Raw genomic sequence first — 26,587 nt, 5'->3', positions numbered from 1 at the left:
TGACCCGGCAATCCATCTCGTTGAATGGACTCTTCTTGGATGGATGCGCGGGTCAAGCCCGCGCATGACGAGGAAAAAAGCCATGCCGATGATCGACGCCGACGGGTGCCTGCTCAACGTATCCGTCGAAGGCCGCGACGGCGGACCGACGCTGATGCTGTCGAATTCGCTGGGCTCGACCATGCAGATGTGGGAGCCACAGATGAAGGCGCTGACGCAGGTGTTCCGCGTCATCCGCTACGACCGCCGCGGCCATGGCAAGTCGAGCGTGCCGCCCGGCCCCTACTCTCTGGAGCGCTTCGGCCGCGACGTGCTGGCGATCCTTGACGACCTCAACATCGCGAAGGCGCATTGGTGCGGCCTGTCGATGGGCGGCATGGTCGGACAATGGCTGGGGGCCAACGCGCCTGACAGGTTCGGCAAGATCATCCTGGCCAACACCACCTGCTATTACCCGGACCCGACGCGCTGGAACGACCGCATCAAGGCGGTGAAGGAAGGCGGCATCGCCGCGGTCGCCGATGCCGTGCTGGCGGGCTGGCTGACGGCGGATTTTCGCGAGCGCGAGCCGCAGATCGCGGCCAACATGAAGGCGATGATGCTGACGACGCCGGTCGAGGGCTACATCGCCTGCTGCGAGGCGCTGTCGACGCTCGACCAGCGCGAGCTGCTGCCCAAGATCAAGAGCCCGACGCTGATCATCGCCGGCCGTCACGACATGTCGACGACCGTCGCGGACGGCGAATTCATGCGCAGCCGGATTCCCGGCGCCAGCATGACGCTGCTCGACGCCGCGCATATTTCCAACGTCGAGCAGCCGCACGCTTTCACTGATGCAGTGATCGGTTTTTTGACGCAACGGTAGACGATCGTCGTCATTCCGGGGCGCCTCGAAGAGGCGAACCCGGAATCTCGAGATTCCGGGTTCGATGCTGCGCATCGCCCCGGAATGACGACTCTGGGAGGTACAATGGACGACAACCAACGCCGCGACGACGGCATGGCTCAGCGCCGCAAGGTGCTCGGCAACGAGTGGGTCGACAAGTCGATCAAGAACCGCAACGCGTTCAATACCGATTTCCAGGACCTGATCACCCGCTATGCCTGGGGCGATATCTGGACCCGGCCGCATTTCGACCACCGCACCCGCCGGGTGCTCGTCATCGGCACCATGGTGGCGCTGGGACAATGGGATGAATTCCGCCTGCATGTGCGCGCAGCACTTAGCGAAGGCGGCTTCACGCCCGACGACATCAAGGAAATATTGCTGCAGCAGGCGATCTATTGCGGCGTGCCGGCGGCCAACCACGCCGTGAAGGAAGCCGGCGCGATCATCGCGGAGCTAGGTTTGCTGAAGGCTTAGCTGGCCCGGCGCCGCCTCAGCCTGCGGCTGCGCCGGCCGCTCGACCAGCATGACGATAATGGTACCAAGCATCATCATCAGCTCGGCTGCATGCAGCCGCAGCGCCGCGGTCTCGCCGACCTGCGAGGCCATCACCACGCCGGCAAAACTCATCACGCTGCCGAGCGCGAGCGCAATGCCGAGCGCTTCGTCACAGCCGCCGCTTCTTCGGATCGACGCGCGGCTGATGAAGACCAGAAACGCCGCAAGGAACGCCACCACGGTCATGCGCCCCAGCGCCAGCAGCCAGGCGACGCGGACAGTGGAAAGGCCGGAGAGTTGCAGATGATCGCTGACGAACAGCGCCAGCGAAATATTCGGCCGCTGGTAGAGACCATGGATCGGCGAAACCATGATGTTGGAGGCCGTGCTGGTCCAGACCGGAATGAAATAGGCCGCCAGCAGCACGCCGTTGAATGAGCTGATCCGCCAGTTTCCAGCCATGTCGCTTCCCGCTTGCTCCGCCGGCCCGGTGGAAGGCGCCGGTTTAGCGGGCGACGTAACGCCCATCGATCGCGAGCGGCAATTTAAACCATTTGTTTACCTTAATGCCCCGACCCCGCTTGTCACCTCCTGCACCCGCGTCCCGATCACGGCTGAAGCGCACATAAAAGAAAAGTCCCGCCTCGCGGCGGGACCTTCTTTAGTCTAACCAACCAGTCCGGCTAGCGGTCCTGGCCGGGGTTTCCCTGACCAGGGTTCTGTCCCTGACGTCCCGGATCCTGCTGCTGCTGGCCCGGCTTCTGACCGCTACCCTGCTGCTGCTGTCCAGGCTTCTGACCCGGATTCTGGTTCTGCTGACCCGGGTTCTGGTTCATCTTGTTCATCGAGGGATCTCCGTTGTTTAGACGTAGCCCGAATCAACGGAGGGGCGCGGCATTGGTTGCTGCGGAACAGCAGTTCCGGTTGCGATCATCGGAAGGCAAAGCCGTGTCCGGACTGTGACGGGGGAACCGCTGCGCAAAAACTAGCTCTGTACAAGCCAATTAAGCCGCACCCGGCGCTGTTGCCGCCGCCGGTTCCCACCTGTTAGAAAACGACACGACGCGTCGTCATGGGCTGCCGGAGCTCTCGCCGCGTCCTCATACAAAAAACGGCAGCGCATGGATTACTTCGCCCAGCAACTCATCAACGGCCTCGTGCTCGGCTCGATCTACGGCCTGATCGCCATCGGCTACACCATGGTCTACGGCATCGTCGGCATGATCAATTTCGCCCATGGCGATATTTTCATGATCGGCGGCTTCATCGCCCTGATCACCTTCCTGATCCTGGTCTCGTTCGGCCTCACCGCCATCCCGCTGATCCTCCTCGTCGTGTTGCTGGTGTCGATGGCGATCACCGCGCTCTATGGCTGGACGGTCGAGCGCATCGCCTACCGGCCGCTGCGGCACTCGTTCCGCCTGGCGCCGATGCTCTCCGCCATCGGTATGTCATTCGTGCTGACCAATTATTCGCAGGTCGCCCAGGGCGCCCGCGTCAAACCGGTGCCGCCGATCATCACCGGCGGCTATACGCTGCACGAGGGCGCTGAAGGCTTTGTCGTGCAGCTTTCCAACATCCAGATCATCGTCGTCGTCACCACCGTGGTGCTGCTCGCACTGTTCACCTGGCTGGTGTCGAGCACGCGGCTCGGCCGCGACATGCGCGCCTGCGAGCAGGACCAGACCATGGCCTCGCTGCTCGGCGTCGACGTCGACCGCACCATCTCCATGACCTTCGTGATCGGCGCCGCGCTCGCCGCCGTCGCCGGCATGATGTACCTGCTCTATTACGGCCTGGTCGATTTCTTCATGGGCTTCGTCGCCGGCATCAAGGCGTTCACCGCGGCTGTGCTCGGCGGCATCGGCTCGCTGCCCGGCGCGATGCTCGGCGGGCTCCTGATCGGCCTGATCGAGACGCTGTGGTCGGCCTATTTCTCGGTCGAATACAAGGACGTCGCCGCGTTCTCGATCCTGATCGTGGTCCTGATCTTCCTTCCGACCGGCCTGCTCGGCCGGCCCGAAGTCGAAAAAGTCTGACGGGCCGCCGCGTGAGCGCAAACCCCGCCGTCCAAACCTCGCGCGCTCCGGGCGCCGCTTTCATCCTCAAGAAGTCGCTGATCAGCGCACTGGTGGCGCTGGTGCTGTTTTCGCTGATGATCGGCGTGCGCACCGAAGCGGGACCGGACGGGCAACTGACCTACTGGACGCGCTTTGGCGACCTAGCCGCCATGGTGGCGGCCGTGTTCGGCGGCAGCATCCTCATCGAGCTGCTGCGGCAATGGTGGGGGCCGGTCGAAACGATCAGGGTGGTCCCCGCTCCGGTGCGGAGCGCGCTGTCGCTTGCCGGACGCCTGGTCGCCCCGGTGCTGCTGGTGTTCACCTTCCTGGTACCGGTGCTGTTCTACAACGAGCGCTACATTCTCGACCTCGCCATCCTTGTGCTGACCTACGTCATGCTTGGATGGGGGCTGAACGTTGTCGTCGGCCTCGCCGGCCTGCTCGACCTCGGCTATGTCGCGTTCTACGCGGTGGGCGCCTATTCCTATGCCCTGCTTGCCACCAATTTCGGACTGTCGTTCTGGATCTGCCTGCCGCTCGCCGGCATTCTCGCCGCGTTCTGGGGAGTGCTGCTCGGCTTTCCCGTGCTGCGGCTGCGCGGCGACTATCTCGCGATCGTCACGCTGGCCTTCGGCGAGATCATCCGCCTCGTCCTGATCAACTGGCAGAGCGTAACCGGCGGGCCGAACGGCGTCACCGGCATTCCGAGGCCAACCCTGTTCGGCATCCCGCTCACGCCTGCTGACGACGGGCTTGCGGCCCTGCTCGGCATCGAATTCTCGCCGACCCACCGCATCGTATTTCTGTTTTACATTATCCTGGCGCTGGCGCTGCTCACCAACTGGGTCACGATCCGGCTGCGCCGCCTTCCCCTCGGCCGCGCCTGGGAGGCGCTGCGCGAGGACGAGGTCGCCTGCCGCGCGCTCGGCATCAATACGACCACGACCAAGCTGACGGCGTTTGCAACGGGGGCGATGTTCGGCGGTTTTGCTGGCGCGTTCTTCGCGACACGGCAGGGCTTCATCAGCCCGGAATCCTTCACCTTCCATGAATCGGCGCTGGTGCTGGCGATCGTGGTGCTGGGCGGCATGGGCTCGCAGCTCGGCGTAGCGCTCGCTGCGCTCGCCATGATCGGCGGCTTCGAGCTGTTCCGCGGGCTCGACCAGTACCGCATGCTGGTGTTCGGCATGGCGATGGTGCTGCTGATGATCTGGCGGCCGCGCGGCCTGATCGGCCATCGCGCGCCGACCGTGTTCCTCACGCGAAAGGAAGCGATCTCGTCCGACCTCGTCAAGGAGGGCCACGGATGAGCGGCGATCACATCCTGTCCGTCGACCGGCTGTCGATGCGCTTCGGCGGCATCGTCGCCGTCAACGAGCTCACGTTTAACGCCGAACGCCGCAAGATCACCGCGCTGATCGGGCCTAACGGCGCCGGCAAGACCACCGTATTCAACTGCATCACCGGTTTCTACAAGCCGACCTCGGGCGCCATTCGCCTCACCCATGATGACGGCCGCACTATACAGCTCGAACGGCTGAACGATTTCCGGATCGCCAAGCTGGCCCGGGTCGCGCGCACCTTCCAGAACATCCGCCTGTTTCCTGGCATGACGGCGCTGGAGAACCTGATGGTGGCGCAGCACAATGCACTGATGCGTGCCTCCGGCCTGACGTTTCTCGGCCTGATCGGCGCGCCGTCCTGGCGCAACGCCGAACAGGCCGCGATCGACCTGGCGCGGACCTGGCTTGACCGCATCGGGCTTCTGGATCGCGCCGACGATGCCGCCGGCAACCTGCCCTATGGCGACCAGCGGCGCCTGGAAATCGCGCGCGCGATGTGCACCGAGCCCGCGCTGCTGTGCCTCGACGAACCGGCCGCCGGATTGAATGCGCGGGAAAGCGCCGCTTTAAGCGAACTGCTGCTCTCGATCCGCGCCGACCAGGGCACCTCGATCCTCCTGATCGAGCACGACATGAGCGTGGTGATGGAAATCTCCGACCACGTCGTCGTGATGGATCACGGCGTCAAGATCGCAGAGGGCACGCCGAAGCACATCCGCGACGATCCCAAGGTGATCGCCGCCTATCTCGGCACCGACGAGGAGGAAGCGATCGCGGTGATGGAGAGCGGCACGTGAGCGCGGCCGGCGATAAACCCACCTCCCCCTGCAAGGGGGAGGTCGACCGCGAAGCGGGCGGGTGGGGGTCACGCTTTTCCCGCACGAAAGCTGTGACCGCGCGCGCACGAAATCTCCGCGCAAACATGACCGACGCCGAAACTAAGTTATGGCGTGCGCTGCGCCGCGCTCAGCTCAACGGTCTTTCTTTCAGAAAGCAGCATCCCATCGGTCCGTTCATAGTCGATTTTTATTGTGCACCACTTCGCCTGGCCGTCGAGGTGGACGGCGGACAGCATGCCGAACTAACGAAGGAATCCGACGATCGCCGAACGCATTGGCTTGCCGAGAAGGGCGTCACGGTCGTCCGCTACTGGAACAATGATGTCCTGTTGAATCTTGAGGGCGTGCTCAGCGACCTGCTCGCGCACACCGAGAGGCTTGCGCAAGCGGCGACAACCCCCACCCCAACCCTCTCCCTTTCAGGGGGAGGGAGAATCGAAGCATTCACGCCCGACGGCAAAGGGGGCGAGCCATGACGACTCCCCTGCTCGCGATCCGCTCGCTGCGCGCGGCCTACGGCAAGATCGAGGCGCTGAAGGGCGTCGATCTCGATATCAATGCCGGCGAAATCGTCGCTTTGATCGGCGCCAACGGCGCCGGCAAGTCGACGCTGATGATGACGATTTTCGGCCGGCCCCGCGCCCGCTCCGGCCGCATCGAATTCGACGGCCAGGACATCACTGGCGTGCCGACGCATGACATTGCGCGGCTGCGCATCGCGCAATCCCCGGAGGGCCGGCGCATCTTCCCGCGCATGAGCGTGGCGGAAAACCTGCAGATGGGCGCCGACGCGACCGACAGCAGCGAGTCCGACCGGGCGATCAGCCTGGAGCGCGTGTTCGCGCTGTTCCCGCGGCTCAAGGAACGCATGACCCAGCGCGGCGGCACCTTGTCCGGCGGCGAGCAGCAGATGCTGGCGATCGGCCGGGCCCTGATGAGCCGCCCTCGCCTGTTGATGCTGGACGAGCCGTCGCTGGGACTGGCCCCCCTGATCGCGCGGCAGATTTTCGATGCGATAAGGACCCTGAACCGGCAGGACGGCCTGACCGTTCTGATCGTCGAACAGAACGCCAACCACGCGCTGAAACTGGCCCATCGTGGCTATGTCATGGTCAACGGCCTGATTACGCTCTCCGGAACCGGCAGCGAATTGCTGCAGCGCCCGGAAATCCGCGCCGCCTATCTGGAAGGCGGCCGGCGAGAGTAACGTTCCGCCAACCCTGGCGCCCGATGCGGCAAGATGCTGCGATGGGACGGCGGGTTTGCCCGAAAATTGCCGATGACTTCGCGGTAAAATCAGCCGACAATGGACGCGGTTTTCGCACCCGGCCCGCCGGGTGTATCCCGGAAATCGAGCAACCCGCGAGGATACCTCATGAAATCATTGAAACTCATCGGCCTGGCATTGGGCGCATCATTGGCGCTGTCGACCACCGCGCTGGCGCAGGACATCTCCATCGCAGTGGCGGGCCCGATGACGGGCGGCGAATCCGCGTTCGGTCGGCAGATGAAGAACGGCGCCGAACAGGCGGTGGCCGACATCAACGCCGCCGGCGGCGTGCTCGGCAAGAAGCTGGCGCTACAGGTCGGCGACGATGCCTGCGATCCCAAGCAGGCGCGCTCGGTGGCGGAAAAGTTTGCCAGCGCCAAGATCCCGTTCGTTGCCGGTCACTTCTGCTCGTCCTCGTCGATCCCGGCGTCGGAAGCTTACGCTGACGGCAACGTTCTGCAGATCACGCCGGCCTCGACCAACCCGCTGTTCACTGAGCGCAAGCTCTGGAACGTGGCGCGCGTCTGCGGCCGCGACGACCAGCAGGGCCTGGTTGCCGCCGACTACATCGTCAAGAACTACAAGGGCAAGAACGTCGCCATCCTCAACGACAAGACCACCTACGGCAAAGGCCTCGCCGACGAAACCAAGAAAGCGCTCAACAAGGCCGGCGTCACCGAGAAGATGTTCGAATCCTACAACAAGGGCGACAAGGATTTTAACTCGATCGTGTCCCGCCTGAAGCGCGACAACGTCGATCTGGTCTTCGTCGGCGGCTATCATCAGGAAGCAGGCTTGATCCTGCGCCAGATGCGCGATCAGGGCCTCAAGACGGTGTTGATGGCGGGCGACGCCCTGAACGACAAGGAATTCGCCTCGATCACGGGTCCGGCCGCCGAAGGCACGCTGTTCACCTTCGGTCCCGATCCGCGCAACAAGACGACCGCGAAAGCGATCGTCGAGAAGTTCAAGGCCAAGAATATCGATCCCGAAGGCTACACCCTCTACACCTACGCCACGATGCAGGTCTGGTCACAGGCAGTGGCGAAGGCGAAGACCACCGATCCGAAGAAGGTGATGGAGACCATCAAGGCCGGCGAATGGGACACCGTGCTCGGCAAGCTGGGCTTCGACGCCAAGGGCGACATCAAGGTGATCGACTACGTCGTCTACAAGTGGGACGCAAAGGGCAACTACACCGAGATCAATCCGAAGGGCTCCTGATCCCCTCGGAGATCGGATGAAAAGATCAACGCCTCGGCCATGCCGAGGCGTTTTCGCTTCGGGTTCCAAATAATTTCGGGACCAATGGAACTATCGGGTTCCCGATGCATTGGGAACATGGGGCTGAGTTCCATGTCATTGATTTCACGACCTTAACCGTTATTCCGACTTGATCTGCCGATGGGGCAGCGGTTCTATCCGTGAAATCGCATCTCAGCCATGGGATTCGAGCGAACTGGCCGAGGAAACACCATGAGCGACCTTTCCCCTGGAGCATCACCCTCCGCTCGCCGGGTCGCCAAATCCAATCCACCTGCCGCCAACGGCGCATCCGATCCGCTACAGGATCTCTTGCACGCTTTGCAGGCGATGCGCGCTGGCGATTTCTCGGTGCGAATGACCGGCGACCACCTCGGGATCGAGGGCAAGATCGCCGACACCTTCAACGAGATCGTCGCTGCCAACCAGCGCATGGCGCAGCAGCTGGAGCGCGTCGGCCAGGTGGTGGGGCGCGAAGGCAAGACGCGCCAGCGCGTCAAGTTCGACCTCGCGAGCGGCTCGTGGGCGGACATGGAAGGCTCCGTCAACACCCTGATCGACGACCTGCTGTGGCCGACCCGCGAAGTCACGCGCGCGGTTGCCGCCGTGGCCCAAGGCGATCTGTTGCAAACCGTGCAGCTCGATGTCGACGGCCGCCCACTTGGCGGCGAATTCCTGCAGTCGGCCACCATCGTCAACACGATGATCAAGCAGCTCGGCGTATTCACCTCGGAAGTGACGCGCGTGGCGCGCGAAGTCGGCACCGAGGGCAAGCTCGGCGGCCAGGCCCAGGTGCCGGAAGTGACCGGCGTCTGGAAGGACCTGACCGAGAGCGTCAACTCGATGGCCAACAACCTCACCGGCCAGGTCCGCAACATCGCCGAGGTCACCATCGCGGTGGCCAATGGCGACCTGTCGAAAAAGATCACGGTCGACGTCCGCGGCGAAATCCTGCAGCTCAAGGAAGCCATCAACACGATGGTGGACCAGCTTCGCTCCTTCGCCTCCGAAGTGACCCGCGTCGCCCGCGAGGTCGGCACCGACGGCAAGCTCGGCGGCCAGGCCATCGTGCCCGGCGTCGCCGGCACCTGGAAGGATCTGACCGACTCCGTCAACGCCATGTGCGGCAACCTCACCGCCCAGGTCCGCAACATTGCCAACGTCACCACCGCGGTGGCCCGTGGCGACCTCTCGCGCAAGATCACGGTCGACGTCCGCGGCGAAATCCTGGAGCTGAAGGACACCATCAACACGATGGTCGACCAGCTCAACTCGTTCGCGTCGGAAGTGACCCGCGTCGCCCGCGAGGTCGGCACCGAAGGCAAGCTGGGCGGTCAGGCCCAGGTGCCTGGTGTTGCCGGCACCTGGAAGGACCTCACCGACAACGTCAACTTCATGGCTTCCAACCTGACGGCGCAGGTCCGCAACATCGCCGACGTCGCGACCGCCATTGCCGGCGGCGACCTCTCCAAGAAGATCACCGTCAACGTGTCGGGCGAAATCCTTCAGTTGAAGGAAACGCTGAACACGATGGTCGACCAGCTCAATGCTTTCGCCGGCGAGGTCACGCGCGTCGCGCGCGAAGTCGGCACCGAGGGACGGCTCGGCGGCCAGGCCAACGTGCTCGGCGTCGCCGGCACCTGGAAGGATCTCACCGAGAGCGTCAACTCGATGGCGTCCAACCTGACGGCGCAGGTCCGCAACATCGCCGAGGTGACGACCGCGGTCGCCAATGGCGACCTGTCGAAGAAGATCACGGTGGACGTGCGCGGCGAAATTCTGGAGCTGAAGGACACCATCAACACGATGGTCGACCAGCTCAACGCCTTCGCCGGCGAAGTCACGCGCGTCGCTCGCGAAGTCGGCACCGAAGGCAAGCTCGGCGGTCAGGCCAACGTGCGCGGCGTCGCCGGCACCTGGAAAGACCTCACCGACAACGTCAATTCGATGGCCGGCAACCTCACCGCCCAAGTCCGCAACATCGCGGAAGTCGCGACCGCCGTGGCGAAAGGCGACCTGTCGAAGAAGATCACGGTGAACGTATCAGGGGAAATCCTTCAGCTGAAGGAAACGCTGAACACGATGGTCGACCAGCTCAACGCCTTTGCCGGCGAAGTGACGCGCGTCGCGCGCGAGGTCGGCACCGACGGCAAGCTCGGCGGCCAGGCCGAAGTGCCCGGCGTCGCCGGCACCTGGAAGGACTTGACGGACTCGGTGAACTCGATGGCGGGCAACCTCACCGCCCAGGTCCGTAACATCGCGGAAGTGGCGACCGCGATCGCGGGCGGCGACCTCTCGCGAAAAATCACGGTCGACGTGCGCGGCGAGATCCTGCAGCTCAAGGAAACTCTGAACACGATGGTCGACCAGCTCAACCGCTTCGCCGGTGAGGTGACGCGCGTGGCGCGCGAGGTCGGCACCGAGGGTCGATTGGGCGGTCAGGCCAACGTGCCCGGCGTCGCCGGCACCTGGAAAGACCTCACCGACAACGTCAACTCGATGGCCGGCAATCTGACCGGCCAGGTCCGCAACATCGCCGAAGTAACGACCGCGGTGGCGAAGGGCGACCTCTCGAAAAAGATCACCGTCGACGTCAAGGGCGAGATTCTCGAGCTGAAGAACACCGTCAATACGATGGTGGACCAGCTCAACGCCTTCGCTTCCGAAGTGACGCGCGTGGCCCGCGAGGTCGGCACCGAAGGCAAGCTCGGCGGCCAGGCCCAGGTGCCTGAAGTTGCCGGCACCTGGAAGGACCTCACCGACAACGTCAACTTCATGGCCTCGAACCTGACCGCGCAGGTCCGCAACATCGCCGAGGTCGCAACCGCCATCGCCGGCGGCGACCTGTCCAAGAAGATCACGGTCGACGTGCGCGGCGAAATCCTGCTGCTCAAGGACACCCTCAACACGATGGTCGAGCAGCTACGTTCGTTCGCCGCCGAAGTGACGCGCGTCGCGCGCGAGGTCGGCACCGAGGGACGGCTCGGCGGCCAGGCCGTGGTGCCCGGCGTCGGCGGCACCTGGAAGGACCTCACCGACAACGTCAACCTGTTGGCGGCCAACTTGACCACACAGGTCCGCAACATCGCCGAAGTCACGACCGCCGTGGCGCGCGGCGACCTGTCGCGCAAGATCACGGTGGACGTGAAGGGAGAAATTCTCGAACTGAAGAACACCATCAACACGATGGTCGACCAGCTCAACGCCTTCGCCGGCGAAGTGACGCGCGTGGCGCGCGAAGTCGGCACCGAGGGCAAGCTCGGCGGTCAGGCGCAGGTCCCCGGCGTCGCCGGCACCTGGAAGGACCTCACCGACACCGTCAACTTCATGGCGGCCAATCTGACCGAACAGGTGCGCGGCATCGTCAAGGTCGTGACCGCGGTCGCTAACGGCGATCTGAAGCAGAATCTGACCGTGAAATCGAAGGGCGAAGTCGCAGCGCTTGCCGACACCATCAACAACATGACCGAGACGCTGGCGATCTTCGCCGATCAGGTGACCAGCGTGGCGCGCGAAGTCGGCGTCGAGGGGCGCCTCGGCGGCCAGGCCAACGTGCCCGGCGCGGCCGGCACCTGGAAGGACCTCACCGGCAACGTCAACCTGCTCGCCGCCAACCTGACCTCGCAGGTGCGCTCGATCGCGGAAGTGGCGACCGCCGTGACCAAGGGCGACCTCACCCGCTCGATCCAGGTCGATGCCCGCGGCGAAGTCGCCGAACTCAAGGACAACATCAACACGATGATCGGCAACCTGCGCCTCACGACGCAGGTCAACACCGAGCAGGACTGGCTGAAGACCAACCTCGCCCGCTTCACCAACATGCTGCAGGGGCAGCGCGAGCTCTCCACCGTGGGCCGGCTGCTGCTGACCGAACTGGCGCCGCTGGTCAACGCGCATATGGGCGTGATCTATCAGGTCGAGACCGCCGACTACCCGCAATTGCACCTGCTCTCGTCCTACGCCGGCGACGGCGCCATCCCGCATCCACTGATCGTGCAGTTCGGCGAGGGCCTGATCGGCCAGTGCGCCATGGACAAGCGCCAGCGGCTGATAGCCGACATTCCCCACGATACGGCGCCGGTCAATTCGGCGCTGCTGCGCGTGATCCCCCGGAATATCGTCGTGCTTCCGGTGTTGTTCGAGAACCAGGTCAAGGCCGTGATCGAGCTTTCCTCCATCTCCTCGTTCACGACCTCACAGATGACCTTCCTGGAGCAACTGACCGACAGCATCGGCATCGTGCTCAACTCCATCGAGGCCACGATGCAGACCGAGGGCCTGTTGAAACAATCCCAGCAGCTCGCCGGCGAATTGCAGACGCAGCAGAAGGAATTGCAGCAGACCAACGAACAGCTCGAGCAGAAGGCGCAGCAGCTCGCCGAACGCAACGTCGAGGTGGAGAGAAAGAATCAGGAAATCGAACAGGCGCGGCGCGCGCTCGAGGAAAAGGCAACGGAACTTGCGCTGACGTCGAAATACAAGTCCGAATTCCTCGCCAACATGTCTCACGAGCTGCGCACGCCGCTCAACAGCATCCTGATCCTTGGCCAGCAGCTCACCGAGAATCCCGACGGCAATCTGTCGGCGAAGCAGGTCGAGTTCGCCCGCACCATCCACGGCGCCGGCACCGACCTTCTCAACCTGATCAGCGACATCCTCGACCTGTCGAAGATCGAATCCGGCACGGTGACGGTCGATGCCGAGGAGATCCTGACCTCGAATCTGCTCGAGACCGTGGGGCGGCCGTTCAAGCACGAGGCTGAAAACCGCCGCCTGTCGTTCAAGATCTCGGTCGACGAGAATTTGAGCCGCAGCATGGTGACCGACTCCAAGCGCCTGCAGCAGGTTCTGAAAAATCTGCTGTCGAACGCGTTCAAATTTACCGCCGAGGGCGGCGTGGAGCTGAAGGTATCGGCCGCAGTCGGCGGCTGGAGCGCCGAGCACCCGATCCTCAATCATGCGCCCGCCGTCGTCGCCTTCGAGGTGACCGACACCGGCATCGGCATTCCCCTGGAGAAGCAGAAGCTGATCTTCGAGGCGTTCCAGCAGGCGGACGCCGGCACCAGCCGCAAATACGGCGGTACCGGCCTCGGCCTTGCGATCAGCCGTGAGCTCGCAAGCCTGCTCGGCGGCGAAATCCATCTGCGCAGCGCGCCCGGCAAGGGCAGCACCTTCGTGCTGTATCTGCCGCTGAAATATTCCGGCCCCACGATCGCGCCGCGCACCCCTGCCCCCTCGCCATTCACGCCGGCGCCGGCGCTGCAGGTCGCTTCGACGCAGGAGCGGGCCATCGAGCAATTACCCGACGACCGCCTCAACCTCGAGCCGGGAGACACCATTCTCCTGATCGTCGAGGACGATCCGCATTATGCGCGGGTGCTGATCGACCTCGCCCGCGACAAGAACTTCAAGGTGCTGGTCGCCAGCCGCGGCGCTGAGGCGCTCGAACTCGCCAAGCAGTTCCAGCCGGCCGCGGTTTCGCTCGACGTCTTCCTGCCGGATATGCTGGGCTGGACCGTGCTGAGCCAGCTCAAGCACAATCCGCTGACGCGGCACATTCCGGTGCAGATCATCACGCTCGACGAAGACCGCCAGCATGCGCTGGCGCGCGGTGCGTTCTCCTTCGTCAACAAGCCGACGACGACGGAAGGCGTCAGCGCGGCGCTGTCGCAGATCAAGGAGTACGCCAAACCCCGCCGCAAGCGCCTTCTGATCGTGGAGGACAACGCGGCCGAGCAGATGAGCATCACCGAACTGCTCGGGCACGACGACATCGAGATCCTGACCGCCGATACCGGCGCCGAAGCGTTGTCGACGTTGCGGAACCAGCCGTGCGACTGCGTCGTTCTGGATCTGCGACTGCCCGACATGAGCGGCTTCGAGGTGCTCGACCGTCTCCGCATGGACGAAACGCTGTCGAACGTGCCGGTCGTGGTGTTCACCGGACGGGAACTTTCGGCCGAGGAAGATGCGGAACTTCACACCATGGCACGAAGCATCGTGGTGAAAGGCGTCGAGTCGCCGGAACGGTTGCTCGACGAAACGTCGCTGTTTTTGCACCGTGTGATCACGGAATTGCCGGTCGAGAAGCAGAGGATGCTGGAGAAGCTCAACAGTTCCGATGAGGATCTGGTTGGCAAGACCGCGCTGCTGGTCGACGACGACGCCCGCAACATCTTTGCCCTTTCCAGCGTGCTGGAACGTCGCGGTATGAAGGTATTAACCGCAACCACCGGCCATGAGGCGATTGCGCTGGTCGAATCGAACCCCAACATCGCCATCGTGTTGATGGATATCATGATGCCGCAAATGGACGGATATCAGACCATTGGCGTCATCAGGCAAAACCCGTCCTTCGGCCGCCTGCCGATCATCGCGTTGACCGCCAAGGCAATGAAAGGCGACCGCGAGAAATGCCTCGAAGCCGGCGCTTCGGACTATCTCGCCAAACCCGTCAATACCGAGCAGTTGCTGCTCGCCATCCGAATGTGGCTACACCGCTGACCAGCGTAAGCAGATGATGGATCAGGAAAAGGTAAACATTCTTCTGGTTGACGATCAGCCGGCGAAGCTGCTCGCCTATGAAGTCATCCTGAAGGAACTGGGCGAGAACCTGGTCAAGGCTTCGTCCGGGCGCGAAGCGCTGGAGTTCCTGCTCAAGAACGACGTCGCCATCATCCTGGTCGACGTCTGCATGCCGGAGCTCGACGGGTTCGAGCTCGCCGCCATGATCCGCGAACATCCCCGCTTCCAGAAGACGGCAATGATCTTCATCTCTGCGATCCAGGTCAGCGATATCGACCGGCTGCGCGGCTATGAGATGGGCGCGGTCGATTATGTTCCGGTGCCGGTGGTGCCGGAGGTGTTACGCGCCAAGATCAAGGTGTTCGCGGAGCTCTATCGCAAGACGCGCCAGCTCGAGCGCCTCAACGTCGAGCTCGAAGATCGCGTGCGCGCCCGGACCGCCGAACTGGAGGAATCGCACGCTCGCCTTCTGGAAAGCGAGCAGCGTCGCAGTCTCGCGATCGCCGCCGGCAAGATGGGCTCATGGGATTGGGATTGGGTCAACGGCGACTTCATGTGGGACGAAGGCCAGTACCAGATCCTCGGGGTCGATCCCGACAAGTTCGAACTGACGCCCGCCAATATCCAGGCGCTGTTTCATCCCGACGACGTTCAGGAATTGCACGATGCGTGGGCGAGCTTCGCCCGCGGCGCGAAATCATACGAAGCGGAATTCCGCATCATCCGGCCGAATGGCGAGATGCGCTGGTGCGCAGGCACGGCCGCGGCGAGCACCGACAAGGGCGGCCGCGTCATCCGCGTCAGCGGCGTCACCGTCGATATCACGGAGCGCAAGCAGGCCGAGGAGCGGCAGAACCTCTTGGCGCGGGAAGTCGATCACCGCGCCAAGAACGCATTGGCGCTGGCGCAATCCATCGTCCGGCTGACGCGCGGCGACAATGTGAAGACCTACGTCCGTTCGGTGGAGGGGCGGATCAATGCGCTGGCGCGGGTGCACACTGTGCTCTCATTGTCGAGCTGGCAAGGCGCCGAAATAAGGAAGCTGATCGCCGAGGAGCTGGCGCCCTATTCCACCGGTGAGCAGATCGACTTGTCCGGTCCCGAAGTGCAACTCGAGCCGGCAACGGCGCAGACCGTCGCGCTGGCGCTACACGAACTCGTCACCAATTCCGCCAAGTACGGCGCCCTGTCCGCGTTGTCGGGCCGGCTGTCGGTGATCTGGGAGGTGGACCAGGCAGGCGTTCTCAGGATCACATGGTCGGAGACCGGCGGACCGCCGGTCGAAAAGCCGGTGTCACGAGGGTTCGGAACCAGAAGCGTGATCGCCAGCATCGAGTCGCAGCTCGGCGGCCAGGCCGAATTCGATTGGCGCCACGAAGGCTTGCTGTGCCACCTCTCGGTGCCCTTGTCGCAACGGCAGTTTGCCACCCGTCCGGTTTCGCTCGCCGAGGCTGTCACCGACGGCAACGGTCTGCGGCGCGCCGAGCGGTAAGCGGCGGACCAGCAGCCATGCAGAAGCTGTTGTCATACGCCGGTCGGCTAGAGCGCGGCCCCTGCAACGGCACCGCCCCGTTGGCGAACCGATCCCATCGACGCTTCGATCGCGCGCATCAAATCCGGCGGACGAAACGGCTTCTGCAGACAGACGACATCGGAAAATTCCGGCGTTCCGGACAGAAAGTCCAGCGCGGTCATTCCCGAAATCGCAATCACGGGCTGGCCCGGCACGTGGGCGCGCAGCGCTGCAATCAATTCCGAGCCGTTGGCGCCCTGCAGAAAGATATCGACGATCGCAAGGTCGAAGCTTGTTTCGTCGAACAGCTTCAGCGCGGATGCGACGCTGTCTGCCTCCACGATTTCGAACTGATGGATGCGCAGCACGATGGAAATCATCGTACGAACGGCGGCCTGATCGTCAACAACAAGCACGCGGGGCATCGAAGCCTCCCGGATCGGTCGTGCGAACAGCTTACGATGAAATTCGCGGGACGCGGCGGTTCCGCAGGCATTATTCAGCCGGTCGGTAAAGAGGTGGTTACCCTCATCGGGCTCCCTGCTGTCTCCTCAGATAGGGATTCCTGCAGAGGCGCCGCTAGCGTAATCTCGAACGGGCGATTCCCGCGGATGGTATCGGCTCGATGTTCGGCCGCATCGGATGGATTGTTTATGCGTATTTGAAACCTTTGTGATGGTGCGTTCGCTGCCACTTTTTCCGGAGCTGACATTTGGGTGACGAGCGCAACATCTTTCTTTCCACCTTACCGGCGACCCGTGGCGATCGCATGTCCGCGCTCGCCGTGGTCGGCGTCTCGGCAGTGCTGTTCGCCGTCGCCGTGCCGTTTGCCGGTGTGCCGCTTTCCCCCGTCCCGGCCTTCGTTGCGAGCTATCAGTCCGCACTGGCCATCAACGACCTGATCACCGCCGTCCTCTTGTTCTCACAGTTCGCGATTACCCGTTCGCGTGCGCTGCTGCTGCTCGCGAGCGGATATTTTTTCACGGCCATGGCGGCCATCGTCCACGCCCTCACCTTTCCCGGCCTGTTCGCACCAAGCGGGCTGCTCGGTGCGGGAACACAGACCACCGTTTGGCTCTACATGGTATGGCACGGCGTATTCCCGCTACTGGTGCTCGGTTATGCGCTGCTGAAGGCGACGGACAACGACAAGATGCAAGGCTCGGCCGGCACGGCCGTCATTGCGAGCATCGTTGCGGTCGGCGCCGTGATGGCCGCGTTCACCTGGATCGTCACCGCCCAGCACGACCGTCTGCCGATCCTTCTGAGCGGCGGTCATTACACGCCGGTCATGCTTGGGGTGGTCTCCACCGTATGGTGCCTGAGCCTCGCGGCATTGGCGGTGCTGTGGCTGCGCAGGCCGCATTTCGTTCTCGACATCTGGCTGATGGTCGTGATGAGCGCCTGGTTGTTCGATATCGCCCTGTCGGCGATCCTGAACGTGGCGCGCTTCGATGTCGGCTTCTATCTCGGCCGCATCTACGGCCTGTGCGCCGCAAGCTTCGTGCTCACCGTATTGCTGATCGATAATGTCGGCCTGCAAGGCAAGCTGGCGCGCCTGCTTGGAACATCGCGCCGGGAAATCGTCTCGGAAAGGAATCTTCGGGCCGAACGCGAGCGCCTGTTCAGCGCCGTCGTCGAATCGTCCAACGATGCCATCATCACCAATCTGCTAGATGGAACGATTTCGGGCTGGAACGGCACCGCGGAGCGCCTGTTCGGCTTCACGGCGGCGGAAGCGGTCGGCAAGAGCATCGATCTCATTGTGCCGCCGGACAGGCGCGCGGAGATCGGAGATATCCTGGAGCGAGTCGGCCGCGGCGAGCGGATCGAGCACTATGAAACCTCGCGCGTCTGCAAGGACGGACGCACCGTCGAGGTTTCGCTCAGCATCGCCCCGATCAGGTCGGCTTCCGGCCAGATCATCGGCGCTTCCAAGATTGCGCGCGACATTACGGAAAGCAGGCGAACCGAGCAGGCGCTTAGCCAGGAGATGGAAGAACGGCGGCGCATATTTGAATCTTCGAACGATCTCATCCTGGTGAGCGACTCCATGGGGAATTTGATCCAGGTCAGCCCGAGCGTCACCGACATCCTCGGATATCAACCGTCTGAAATGGTCGGACACAACGCGATCAACTTCATCCACCCCGACGATCTCGAACACACCCGCAAGGAGATGCGGGCGGGACGCCGGGGAAAACGCAAGCGCAATTTCGAGACGCGCTACATCAACAAGGACGGCAAGTCCGTCACGCTGAATTGGACCGGGACGTGGTCGGAACCAGTCCGCCGCCATTTCTTCATCGGCCGCGACCTGACCGAAAAGCAGGCGGCGGAAGCCCAATTGCGGCATGTGCAGAAGATGGACGCGGTCGGCCAGCTCACGGGCGGCGTCGCGCATGACTTCAACAATATCCTGACCGTGATCACCGGCACCATCGGCATTCTCGAGGAAGCCGTCGCCGATCAGCCGCAGCTCGCAGCCGTTGCCAAGCTGATCGACGAAGCTGCCGACCGCGGGGCCAATCTGACCAAGCACCTGCTCGCCTTCGCCCGCAAGCAGCCGCTGCAGCCGCTCGAGATCGACGTCAATGCGCTGGTGCTGGAAGCGGCGAAGCTGCTGCGACCCACGCTCGGCGAACACATCGAAATCACACCATTGCTGGCCGAGGATGCATGGACCGCGCTGGCCGATCCGAACCAGCTCACCACGGCCGTCCTCAACCTGGCCATCAACGCGCGCGACGCCATGCCCAATGGCGGCAAGCTCGCGTTCGAGACCAGCAACGTCTTCCTCGACGAAAACTACGCGGGCATGCACGACGAGGTCGCGCCGGGCCATTACGTGATGATCGCCGTCAGCGACACCGGCTCGGGCATCCCGCCCGCCCTGCTCGAACGGGTATTCGAACCCTTCTTCACGACCAAGGAAGTCGGCAGGGGCACCGGCCTTGGTCTCAGCATGGTGTTCGGCTTCGTCAAGCAGTCGGGCGGCCACGTCAAGATCTACAGCGAGGAAGAGCACGGCACCTCCGTCAAGATCTACCTGCCACGGGCAACGGGATTGCAGCAGACCGCGGCGGAAGCGCTGGTCGCGGCCAATATCGAAGGCGGCAACGAAACGGTCCTGGTGGTCGAGGACGACGCGCTGGTGCGGCGCTATGTAATGACCCAGATCGAGAACCTGGGCTACACCACGCTGGAGGCGGCCAATGCGTCCGATGCGCTGCGCATCATCGACGACGTGCCTGCCATCGACCTGCTTTTCACCGACGTGATCATGCCCGGCACCATGAACGGTCGGCAGCTCGTCGACGAGGCGCTGAAGCGGCGGCCGGGCCTTAAGACGCTGTACACGTCGGGCTATACCGAGAACGCCATCGTTCATCATGGCCGGCTGGATTCCGGCGTGCTGCTGCTGGCAAAGCCATATCGCAAATCCGAGCTCGCCCGGATGATCCGACTGGCGCTTGCCAGTTGAGCAAGCCCTGCGGCTGATATATCCGTGGATGGCACACCCCACGCGGGTGCAGCCCCAGGGACCGGCGCTTTGAAAAATCTCATCACCGATGTTTCCGGCGTTCGCGTCGGCCACGCCCAGGATGAAGCCCTCGCCTCCGGCGTCACCGCCATCCTGTTCGACACTCCCGCCGTCGCGTCGATCGACGTGCGCGGCGGCGGCCCCGGCACCCGTGAGGAAGCCCTGCTCAGGCCCGAAAGCACCCTTGAGGCGATCGATGGCATCGCGCTTTCCGGCGGCTCGGCGCTCGGGCTGGATGCCGCGGGCGGCGTACAGGCGTGGCTTGCAGAACAGGGACGCGGCTTTCGGGTGCGCGACGCGCTGATCCCGATCGTGCCGGGCGCGATCTGCTTCGATTTGCTCAACGGCGGCAACAAGGCATGGGGACGCTTCCCGCCCTATCGCGATCTCGGCTACGCCGCAGCGTGCGCGGTGGGCGGCGATTTCGCGCTGGGCAGCGTCGGCGCCGGCCTCGGCGCGACGACGGCCAATTTAAAGGGCGGCCTTGGCTCCGCTTCCGCACAGACCGAAAGCGGCGTCACCGTCGGTGCGCTTGCGGTAGTCAATGCGGTGGGCAGCGTGACCGTCGGTGACGGCCCGTGGTTCTGGGCGGCGCCGTTCGAGAAGGACAACGAGTTTGGCGGGCGCGGACTGCCGCCCGCGTTCACGCCGGATATGCTGCGGGCGCGTCTGAAGGGCGGACCGGCGGTAACGCCTGCGGAGAACACCACGCTGGTGGTCGTGGTCACAGACGCCGTGCTGACAAAACCGCAGGCCAAACGGCTGGCAATGATCGCGCACACTGGCATGGCGCGCGCCATCTATCCCGTCCATGCAACGACGGATGGCGACGTGGTATTTGCCGCAGCGACCGGCAAGAAACCGATCGATCCGCTGTTCGGCCTCACCGAACTCGGCATGGTGGCCGCCAACACGGTCGCGCGCGCGATTGCGCGCGGCGTCCATGCTGCGACCGCGCTACCCTTTCTGGGTGCGCTACCGGCGTGGGGCGATCGCTTCGGCTAGAGCATGATCCGGAAAAGTGGGTACCCCTTTTCCGGAGAGATCATACTCAAGATAAAAAGGTCGCAATCCGAAGGGATCTCGCCGGATCTCGTGTTTAGGCGCTCATTGAGAGCGATGCGGTGGCGCCCGACGAAATTGCCTGGGCCTGGCGCTGGATCATCTGTTCGATGAAATTGTAGGACGACGTCGCGCTGGATGAGCTTCCGCTCGCGGGCGACGTCATCGTCACCTTCGAACCATCAGCATAGGTCAGTGACGTCGTCACCGAACCGTCGCTGTTGGCGACGGTCGTGGTGGTGGCGCCCTGCAAGGCCTGCGAGAACGGATCGGAGCCCGATCCGCCGCTACCGCTGGCGTCGTCAGATTTGCGGTGTCCCTTGTTGGGCCGCAGCGCCGAGGCCAGTTCCTTCAAACTGACCGAGCCGTCGCCGTCCTTGTCGAGCTTGCCGAACACGCTGTCGGCATTCGCGACATTGGTACCGCCGGCGCCGAGCGCCTCCTCGAATTCCGCCTTGGTGATCTTGCCGTCACCGTCGCCGTCGATCTGCCCGAACAGGTCCTTCAGCGCGTTGTGGCGGCTCTTGGATGCCGTGGTCGATCCCGTCGAGGACCGGCTTTGCGCGTCGAGCAGCGCGCTCATGGTTTCCGGCGATATCGACGAACTGCCGGTGCCGCCCGAGCCGGCTCCCGGACCGATCGAAGCCGACGCATTCGAGGTCATCGAAGCGAACGAGTTTGCGGAGTTCTCGCTAACGCCGGTGGATGGCGTTGATGATTTCGACGACGCTAGCGCCTTGAGGGCATCGATGGCCGACGACGCGGCGCCCAGAGCAAAGAACATGGCGGAACTCCAACATGCCGCACAGACAGCGGCTGACCGTGTTCCCCTTCCCGCAGCAAGCGCCGTGCCACCGGGAAAAACCCAATAAAACCGAGCTTTCCCGCATCCCTGCGATCCCACACGGTCGGCAATAACTGCCAAGCTGCGGCAGATTTTTCCGCCCACAGGAGACGTTTTCGGCCGCATTGCCCCCGGGCGCTCTGCATGATACGCGGGGCCGTTCCACCCTCTCGCAAGCGTTTCGGGAAAGCGCACATGTCTCAGCAATTTGCGTCACGTCCCCTCGTCATCGCGCCGTCGATCCTGGCGGCGGATTTTGCCAAGCTTGGCGAGGAAGTCCGCGCTGTGGACGCGGCGGGCGCCGACTGGATCCATCTCGACGTGATGGACGGACATTTCGTGCCGAACATTTCCTACGGCCCTGATGTCATCAAGGCGATGCGCCCGCACACCAAGAAGATCTTTGATGCGCATCTGATGATCTCGCCCTGCGATCCCTATCTCGAGGCGTTCGCAAAGGCCGGCTGCGATCACATCACCGTCCATGCCGAGGCCGGCCCGCATCTGCACCGCTCGCTGCAGGCGATCCGCGCGCTCGGCAAGAAGGCCGGCGTCTCGCTCAACCCGGGCACGCCGGCGAGCGCGATCGAATATGTCATCGACCTGATCGACCTGGTGCTTGTCATGTCGGTCAATCCCGGCTTCGGCGGCCAGGCCTTCATCAAGTCCGCGCTCGGCAAGGTCAGCGATATCAGGGCGATGACGGCGGGACGTCCGATCGACATTGAAGTCGATGGCGGCGTCGCGCCCGACGTCGCCGGCCAGCTCGCCGCCGCCGGAGCCAACGCGCTCGTCGCGGGCTCTGCGGTATTCAAGGGCGGCACCGTGGATAGCTACAAGGCCAACATTTCCGCGATCCGCCACGCGGCGGCGCTGGCGCGCGGCGAAGCGGTCTGAGGTGGACTGCCCGCCCCCGGCGCGCCGAACCATTCCTTATCCCGTCGCGACCAACCGGGCATGGACGAACTCCGCACCACGATATTTTCCTCGATATTTTCTCGCGCCTTACAGCGGCTATTGACCGAAGCACTTCAACCCGGCGAGCGCGTGCTCTGGCAGGGCCACCCCGACGGCGTCGCCCGCATGATGATGTGGCTGCACGACCTGCAGACGCTTTTCGCGGTCACGGCCTGGGGCAAACAGACGGTGTCGGCGACGCGCTTTGAAGACATGGATAAGACATTCGAGCTAGCCGACATCGGCCGCGGCGCCGGCCATCTGAACTTCGCGTCGGGAAGATCGACCGCTCTCCGGATACCGATTACAGCGGCCGCTACGGGTTCCGCTGCGTTCGAAATCCTTCAGGTGTCGGCGACATTCTGGAGCGCGCACGGCGTCGGCCCCCGTAAGCGGGGCGGCAGGAAAGCCACAACGGCGTGCCGCACGCCATGGAACCCTAAAGTCCATGCTGCGGCCACAAAGCATCACGCATCTCGCCATAAAGGCAGATCAGCATCTCGCCTTTCACGGATGGGACAAGAATATGATCAAGGCCTTCACCGCAGCCGCAATGCTCCTGGTCCTCGCGCCTTCCGCCGCGCTCGCGCAGCGCGCAGGTGACGCCGCGCTGGGCGCGGTCGCCGGCGCCGTCGTGCTGGGTCCGGTCGGGGCTGTGGCCGGCGCCTTTGTCGGCTATACGGCCGGGCCTTCGATCTCGCGCTCGTGGGGACTGGAGGGCTCGCGCTCGTCACGGCATCGGCGGCAGTCGTCACGGGACAGCGTGCGCGGCGCGCGGGCGGAAGCCGTCGGCCCCGCATCCGCCGGTCCAGCCGAGCGAAGCGGCCGCGCCACCAGCTATCCCGTGCCGAACCCGCCGCGCTCAAAAGCGCCGCCGGTCCAGACACTCGAGTGAACGCACGCCGCGATCCGGCGCTACCCCTCGCCGTCCACGACCACAGCCGACCGCGGCGGACGCACCACCGTCACCGAGCAGGCGGCTTCGGCGGCGACTTTACCGGCAACGCTGCCAAGCAACGAGCGCAGCATTGAATTCTGTCGCGCGCCCATCACGATGTGATCGACGTGATTGACCCTGGTGAATTCCAGGATCGCCGACGCGGGATCGATCGCCTCCAGCACGTGCACCGTAAGCCGGCTTTCGTCGAGCTCCAGCGGCTGCGCCCAATGCCGGAGCGCGACCATGCGATCGATATGCTTGTTGTTGCCCTGCTCGTCGAGCGTCCGGTCGATGGTGATGCGCCCGAGCTTGAGCACGTTCAGGCAGGCGAGCCGCGCCGATGGCAATGTCGCCAATAGCTGGGCAGTGGTCCGGCGCAGGCATTCGTTGAGGGTTGGCGAGCCCTCCTCGGTGTCGAGCGCAACGACCACGATCGGCCCCGAAGCCAGTTGCGCCGCGACATCGGATTTCGGTTTCGGCAAAGTCACGCCCTGGTTGAAGCGGCGGCGCCAGACCGTGCTGAGCGGATCGCGCTTTAGCCGCTCCGATCGTGCCGTCAGCTTGACCTGATCGGGATGGGCCAGCTCGAACGCCAGTTGGGAAGCCGTCGGATGGCGCCACACCGGCTCGATCTCCAGGCAGCGCAGCACGATTTCCTGTAGCCATGGCGGATAGTCCGGCCGCAATTTGCGTGGTGGATAGGGATCGCGCCACAGCCGCCGGCGCATGCCGCGCAACGTTTCGCTCTCGCCGAACGGCCGCTCGCCGGTCGTGAAGAAATACAGGAGCACGCCGAGCGAAAACAGATCGCTGCGCGGATCGTCGCGAACGCCGAGCAGGCGCTCGGGAGCCATATAGGGCGCAGTGCCGTAGGGAAGACGAAACTCTTCCTGCAGCAGATCCGGCAACTGGTTGTGATGCGACAGGCCGAAATCGATCAGCACGCATTCGCCTGATGGCCGAAACATGATGCTGCTTGGCTTCATGTCGTGGTGGATGACGTTCTGCCGGTGCAGGTCCGCCAGCGCGGTCGCGATCTGTCCCCCGATCACCCTCGCCTCTTCATAGGGGATCGGCAGCTTATCGATCCGGCTCAGAAGCGTCTTGCCGGGGATGCGCTCCATGACGACATAGGCCTGGCGGTCGAAATCGCCGCTGCCGAAGCAGCCCGGCACGTGCGGCCCGGCCAGCCGCGGCAGGATCATCTGCTCCATCTCGAATGAGACGATGGCGGCTGGATCCTCGCCCTCGGAAACCCGCGGCACTTTCATCAATATCGGCACGGTGATGCCGGGATGGGTCACGGTCCACAGCGTCGCCATGCCGCCCTGGTGGACGCGCTCGCCGATCATGAAGCCGTCAAGTTCAGCGCCCGGCGCGATTGCAGGCTTCGCCATCCCTTACTTCCCCATGAGCAAACGATCGGCCAGCCAATGCGGCAGGCCGTTGGCGCGGATCCGATCTGCCGCCGTCTCCACGTCATAAGGCACGCGGCAATAGCTGATCTCGCGCGAGGTCGTGTCGAGCATTGCGAACGAGGCCGCCGGGTCGCCGTCGCGCGGCTGCCCGACGGAGCCGAGAACGGCAAGCCAGCGCCGGCCGCCGAGCAACTGCACCGGCACGTCCGTGGTCGGGACGAAGCTCGTCATCTTCGCCGCCGACGACATCGAATACAGCGCCGGCCGGTGGATGTGTCCGCAGAACGTGACATGGGCATCGGTGGCCTCGATGCTGCGCGCGGCATCGGGCGTATCGCGCACATAGTGCCAGCGCGCCGGGTGAGATGCTTCGGAGTGCACGTAGAGGCGATCGTCTTCGCGCACGCTCAGCGGCAACTCCGCCAGAAAGCGCCGTTGCGCGACGCTCAGCCGGCCGCGCGTCCACTCGATCGCGGCCGTGGCTGCGGCATTCATGTTCTCGGACGGGGTGCTGACGGCGTGATCGTGATTGCCAATGACGGCAAGCGCGCCCTCGTCGACAAGGCCCATCACGGTATCGACCGCCCATTCGGGATCGGCGCCATAGCCGACGACATCGCCGAGGCAGACGATCCGTTCCGCGCCGCGGGCGCGCGCGGCATTGAGGCACGCGCTGAATGCCTGCCGGTTTGCATGGATGTCCGCAAACAGCGCCAGACGCACATTTTCCTCCGCATCCATCATCGCGCACGCACCTGCGCCTGTCTTGATGGATATCAAACAACAGGCGGCTTGCGGGTTGCAATCAGACGGAAGGCGCGAGGGTCACGCGGCTCCGCTCGCAACGGCGATCAATAATGCGGGAAAGGGTCAGCGCTTGCGTGGCGCTTCCAGCCCCTTGAGCAGCAGCCCAAGGAGCGCATCGATCCGCGCCGGGGCACCGGGCTCGTTCCATTCCTCGGCATGGGCGGGATGGTGGAAGCGGCTGGTGGCGTCGAAAATGGCGCGCGCCGTCGCCTTGACGTCGGCGACCTCAAACGCGCCCTGCTTCACGCCGTCGGACAGGATCAGCGCGATCTGATCGACCAGGCAGTCCTTGTGGCAGCTCACGGCCTTGCAGGCCTCGCGCGCCAGCGTCAGGTAGGTCGCAAACATTTCGGGATCGTCGCCAAGCCGCTCGTGCTTGATCGCAAACATCGTGCGCAGCCACTTGTCGAGCCGCGCCGGCGCCGGGCCGGACGCTTCCGCGACCTTCAGGAGCGGTGCGCTGAGACGGTCGAGCCAGCGCTTGGCCACCGCCTCGCGCAACGAGGCCTTGCTGGGGAAATGGCGGTAGACGCTGCCGTGGCTGACGTCGAGGGCACGGGCGACATCGACCACCGTTGCCTTGGCGAGCCCGTAGCGGCGCAGAACGTCCTCAGTGACCTCCAGGATTCGTTCGGGGGTCAGAACCACGACTTCGTTCATGCGCGCACCTGCGAAACGACGGGATGGGTGGTCATTCTAGTCCCCCTGTAGTGCCCCGGACGAGGTTAATGTTTCACCGGTTCCAGCCGCTCGGCCTGCGCCGCCAGATGGCGGGCAACGCTCTGGTTAAGCCAGTGTTGGATTTTTTGAATGATTTG

22 protein-coding genes are annotated in these 26,587 nt (G+C 64.1%); 15 read left to right on the top strand and 7 right to left on the bottom strand.

Annotation, left to right across the window (positions count from 1 at the left end; translation table 11 throughout):
* Positions 1–82: 82 nt before the first annotated feature.
* Positions 83–865, top strand: coding sequence for a 3-oxoadipate enol-lactonase (gene pcaD / locus ACH79_RS27450; protein WP_161853721.1), 783 nt, complete (start codon positions 83–85; stop codon positions 863–865).
* Positions 866–970: 105 nt separating this feature from the next.
* Positions 971–1,363 (top strand): carboxymuconolactone decarboxylase family protein, encoded by a 393-nt coding sequence (locus ACH79_RS27445; protein WP_161853720.1) that lies wholly within the window; start codon positions 971–973, stop codon positions 1,361–1,363.
* On the opposite strand, the gene ACH79_RS27440 is transcribed toward ACH79_RS27445, so the two are convergent.
* Positions 1,343–1,846, bottom strand: coding sequence for a hypothetical protein (locus tag ACH79_RS27440; RefSeq protein WP_161853719.1), 504 nt, complete (start codon positions 1,844–1,846; stop codon positions 1,343–1,345). The genes ACH79_RS27445 and ACH79_RS27440 overlap by 21 nt on opposite strands.
* A gap of 221 nt (positions 1,847–2,067) precedes the next feature.
* A complete protein-coding gene (locus ACH79_RS43170; RefSeq protein WP_202639049.1) occupies positions 2,068–2,229 on the bottom strand; it encodes a hypothetical protein in 162 nt (53 codons plus the stop codon).
* Positions 2,230–2,505: 276 nt separating this feature from the next.
* Here ACH79_RS43170 and ACH79_RS27435 point away from each other — a divergent pair, with 276 nt between their 5' ends.
* From ACH79_RS27435 to ACH79_RS27400, 8 genes are all read left to right on the top strand, one after another.
* Entirely contained in the window at positions 2,506–3,423 is a 918-nt protein-coding gene (locus ACH79_RS27435; protein ID WP_161853718.1) for a branched-chain amino acid ABC transporter permease LivH, read from the top strand.
* A 62-nt stretch (positions 3,424–3,485) separates the two neighbouring features.
* Positions 3,486–4,754, top strand: a complete 1,269-nt coding sequence (gene livM, locus ACH79_RS27430; protein ID WP_246738729.1) for a high-affinity branched-chain amino acid ABC transporter permease LivM — start codon at positions 3,486–3,488, stop codon at positions 4,752–4,754.
* On the top strand, positions 4,751–5,584 hold the full coding sequence (locus ACH79_RS27425; protein ID WP_161853716.1) for an ABC transporter ATP-binding protein: 834 nt from the start codon (positions 4,751–4,753) through the stop codon (positions 5,582–5,584). The genes livM and ACH79_RS27425 overlap by 4 nt, the downstream gene beginning before the upstream one ends.
* Positions 5,581–6,102, top strand: coding sequence for an endonuclease domain-containing protein (locus tag ACH79_RS27420; protein ID WP_246738150.1), 522 nt, complete (start codon positions 5,581–5,583; stop codon positions 6,100–6,102). The genes ACH79_RS27425 and ACH79_RS27420 overlap by 4 nt, the downstream gene beginning before the upstream one ends.
* The gene (locus ACH79_RS27415; protein WP_161853715.1) at positions 6,099–6,833 is read left to right on the top strand and encodes an ABC transporter ATP-binding protein; all 735 of its coding nucleotides are present in this window, start codon (positions 6,099–6,101) and stop codon (positions 6,831–6,833) included. Before ACH79_RS27420 ends, ACH79_RS27415 begins: the two co-directional genes overlap by 4 nt.
* A 168-nt stretch (positions 6,834–7,001) precedes the next feature.
* Positions 7,002–8,120, top strand: a complete 1,119-nt coding sequence (locus tag ACH79_RS27410) for a branched-chain amino acid ABC transporter substrate-binding protein (RefSeq protein ID WP_057837325.1) — start codon at positions 7,002–7,004, stop codon at positions 8,118–8,120.
* 252 nt (positions 8,121–8,372) lie between these two features.
* A complete protein-coding gene (locus ACH79_RS27405; protein WP_161853714.1) occupies positions 8,373–14,663 on the top strand; it encodes a HAMP domain-containing protein in 6,291 nt (2,096 codons plus the stop codon).
* 16 nt (positions 14,664–14,679) lie between these two features.
* Positions 14,680–16,176, top strand: coding sequence for an HWE histidine kinase domain-containing protein (locus ACH79_RS27400; protein WP_161856606.1), 1,497 nt, complete (start codon positions 14,680–14,682; stop codon positions 16,174–16,176).
* A 47-nt stretch (positions 16,177–16,223) separates the two neighbouring features.
* On the opposite strand, the gene ACH79_RS27395 is transcribed toward ACH79_RS27400, so the two are convergent.
* A complete protein-coding gene (locus ACH79_RS27395) occupies positions 16,224–16,622 on the bottom strand; it encodes a response regulator (RefSeq protein WP_161853713.1) in 399 nt (132 codons plus the stop codon).
* Between the two features lie 344 nt (positions 16,623–16,966).
* Between ACH79_RS27395 and ACH79_RS27390 the strand changes: the two genes are divergently transcribed.
* Complete coding sequence (locus tag ACH79_RS27390) at positions 16,967–19,681, top strand: PAS domain S-box protein (RefSeq protein ID WP_161853712.1); 2,715 nt, start codon at positions 16,967–16,969, stop codon at positions 19,679–19,681.
* A gap of 69 nt (positions 19,682–19,750) precedes the next feature.
* A complete protein-coding gene (locus tag ACH79_RS27385) occupies positions 19,751–20,746 on the top strand; it encodes a P1 family peptidase (protein ID WP_161853711.1) in 996 nt (331 codons plus the stop codon).
* Between the two features lie 94 nt (positions 20,747–20,840).
* Here ACH79_RS27385 and ACH79_RS27380 read toward each other — a convergent pair whose 3' ends face one another.
* A complete protein-coding gene (locus ACH79_RS27380; RefSeq protein ID WP_371419289.1) occupies positions 20,841–21,386 on the bottom strand; it encodes an EF-hand domain-containing protein in 546 nt (181 codons plus the stop codon).
* Between ACH79_RS27380 and ACH79_RS45210 the strand changes: the two genes are divergently transcribed.
* From ACH79_RS45210 to ACH79_RS27370, 3 genes are all read left to right on the top strand, one after another.
* On the top strand, positions 21,385–21,675 hold the full coding sequence (locus ACH79_RS45210) for a hypothetical protein (RefSeq protein WP_371419288.1): 291 nt from the start codon (positions 21,385–21,387) through the stop codon (positions 21,673–21,675). The genes ACH79_RS27380 and ACH79_RS45210 overlap by 2 nt on opposite strands.
* A gap of 167 nt (positions 21,676–21,842) precedes the next feature.
* The gene (rpe, locus tag ACH79_RS27375) at positions 21,843–22,544 is read left to right on the top strand and encodes a ribulose-phosphate 3-epimerase (RefSeq protein WP_161853709.1); all 702 of its coding nucleotides are present in this window, start codon (positions 21,843–21,845) and stop codon (positions 22,542–22,544) included.
* Between the two features lie 586 nt (positions 22,545–23,130).
* A complete protein-coding gene (locus ACH79_RS27370; RefSeq protein WP_161856605.1) occupies positions 23,131–23,499 on the top strand; it encodes a DNA-directed RNA polymerase subunit N in 369 nt (122 codons plus the stop codon).
* Between the two features lie 20 nt (positions 23,500–23,519).
* On the opposite strand, the gene ACH79_RS27365 is transcribed toward ACH79_RS27370, so the two are convergent.
* The 3 genes from ACH79_RS27365 to ACH79_RS27355 form a co-directional block, all read right to left on the bottom strand.
* Positions 23,520–24,941: a bifunctional serine/threonine-protein kinase/universal stress protein gene (locus ACH79_RS27365; RefSeq protein ID WP_161853708.1), complete on the bottom strand. Its 1,422-nt coding sequence runs from the start codon at positions 24,939–24,941 to the stop codon at positions 23,520–23,522.
* Between the two features lie 3 nt (positions 24,942–24,944).
* Positions 24,945–25,685: a metallophosphoesterase gene (locus ACH79_RS27360; RefSeq protein WP_161856604.1), complete on the bottom strand. Its 741-nt coding sequence runs from the start codon at positions 25,683–25,685 to the stop codon at positions 24,945–24,947.
* A 147-nt stretch (positions 25,686–25,832) separates the two neighbouring features.
* Positions 25,833–26,429, bottom strand: a complete 597-nt coding sequence (locus ACH79_RS27355) for a TetR family transcriptional regulator (protein WP_161853707.1) — start codon at positions 26,427–26,429, stop codon at positions 25,833–25,835.
* Positions 26,430–26,587: the final 158 nt, after the last annotated feature.

The sequence above is a fragment of the Bradyrhizobium sp. CCBAU 051011 genome (assembly GCF_009930815.1).
Classification (GTDB): domain Bacteria; phylum Pseudomonadota; class Alphaproteobacteria; order Rhizobiales; family Xanthobacteraceae; genus Bradyrhizobium.
Note: the sequence above shows the minus strand (reverse complement) of the source record. Positions and strands in the feature narration are given on the sequence as shown.

What these genes read in the sequence shown, in the direction of transcription:
- ACH79_RS27370 (WP_161856605.1), top strand. Translation starts at nt 23,131, where the DNA reads ATGATCAAGGCCTTCACCGCAGCCGCAATGCTCCTGGTCCTCGCGCCT.
- ACH79_RS27415 (WP_161853715.1), top strand. Translation starts at nt 6,099, where the DNA reads ATGACGACTCCCCTGCTCGCGATCCGCTCGCTGCGCGCGGCCTACGGC.
- ACH79_RS27395 (WP_161853713.1), bottom strand. Translation starts at nt 16,622, where the DNA reads ATGCCCCGCGTGCTTGTTGTTGACGATCAGGCCGCCGTTCGTACGATG.
- ACH79_RS27410 (WP_057837325.1), top strand. Translation starts at nt 7,002, where the DNA reads ATGAAATCATTGAAACTCATCGGCCTGGCATTGGGCGCATCATTGGCG.
- ACH79_RS27400 (WP_161856606.1), top strand. Translation starts at nt 14,680, where the DNA reads ATGGATCAGGAAAAGGTAAACATTCTTCTGGTTGACGATCAGCCGGCG.
- ACH79_RS27440 (WP_161853719.1), bottom strand. Translation starts at nt 1,846, where the DNA reads ATGGCTGGAAACTGGCGGATCAGCTCATTCAACGGCGTGCTGCTGGCG.
- ACH79_RS43170 (WP_202639049.1), bottom strand. Translation starts at nt 2,229, where the DNA reads ATGAACAAGATGAACCAGAACCCGGGTCAGCAGAACCAGAATCCGGGT.
- ACH79_RS45210 (WP_371419288.1), top strand. Translation starts at nt 21,385, where the DNA reads ATGGTTTCCGGCGATATCGACGAACTGCCGGTGCCGCCCGAGCCGGCT.
- ACH79_RS27365 (WP_161853708.1), bottom strand. Translation starts at nt 24,941, where the DNA reads ATGGCGAAGCCTGCAATCGCGCCGGGCGCTGAACTTGACGGCTTCATG.
- ACH79_RS27380 (WP_371419289.1), bottom strand. Translation starts at nt 21,386, where the DNA reads ATGAGCGCGCTGCTCGACGCGCAAAGCCGGTCCTCGACGGGATCGACC.
- ACH79_RS27355 (WP_161853707.1), bottom strand. Translation starts at nt 26,429, where the DNA reads ATGAACGAAGTCGTGGTTCTGACCCCCGAACGAATCCTGGAGGTCACT.
- ACH79_RS27435 (WP_161853718.1), top strand. Translation starts at nt 2,506, where the DNA reads ATGGATTACTTCGCCCAGCAACTCATCAACGGCCTCGTGCTCGGCTCG.
- ACH79_RS27405 (WP_161853714.1), top strand. Translation starts at nt 8,373, where the DNA reads ATGAGCGACCTTTCCCCTGGAGCATCACCCTCCGCTCGCCGGGTCGCC.
- pcaD (WP_161853721.1), top strand. Translation starts at nt 83, where the DNA reads ATGCCGATGATCGACGCCGACGGGTGCCTGCTCAACGTATCCGTCGAA.
- ACH79_RS27390 (WP_161853712.1), top strand. Translation starts at nt 16,967, where the DNA reads ATGTCCGCGCTCGCCGTGGTCGGCGTCTCGGCAGTGCTGTTCGCCGTC.
- rpe (WP_161853709.1), top strand. Translation starts at nt 21,843, where the DNA reads ATGTCTCAGCAATTTGCGTCACGTCCCCTCGTCATCGCGCCGTCGATC.
- ACH79_RS27445 (WP_161853720.1), top strand. Translation starts at nt 971, where the DNA reads ATGGACGACAACCAACGCCGCGACGACGGCATGGCTCAGCGCCGCAAG.
- ACH79_RS27425 (WP_161853716.1), top strand. Translation starts at nt 4,751, where the DNA reads ATGAGCGGCGATCACATCCTGTCCGTCGACCGGCTGTCGATGCGCTTC.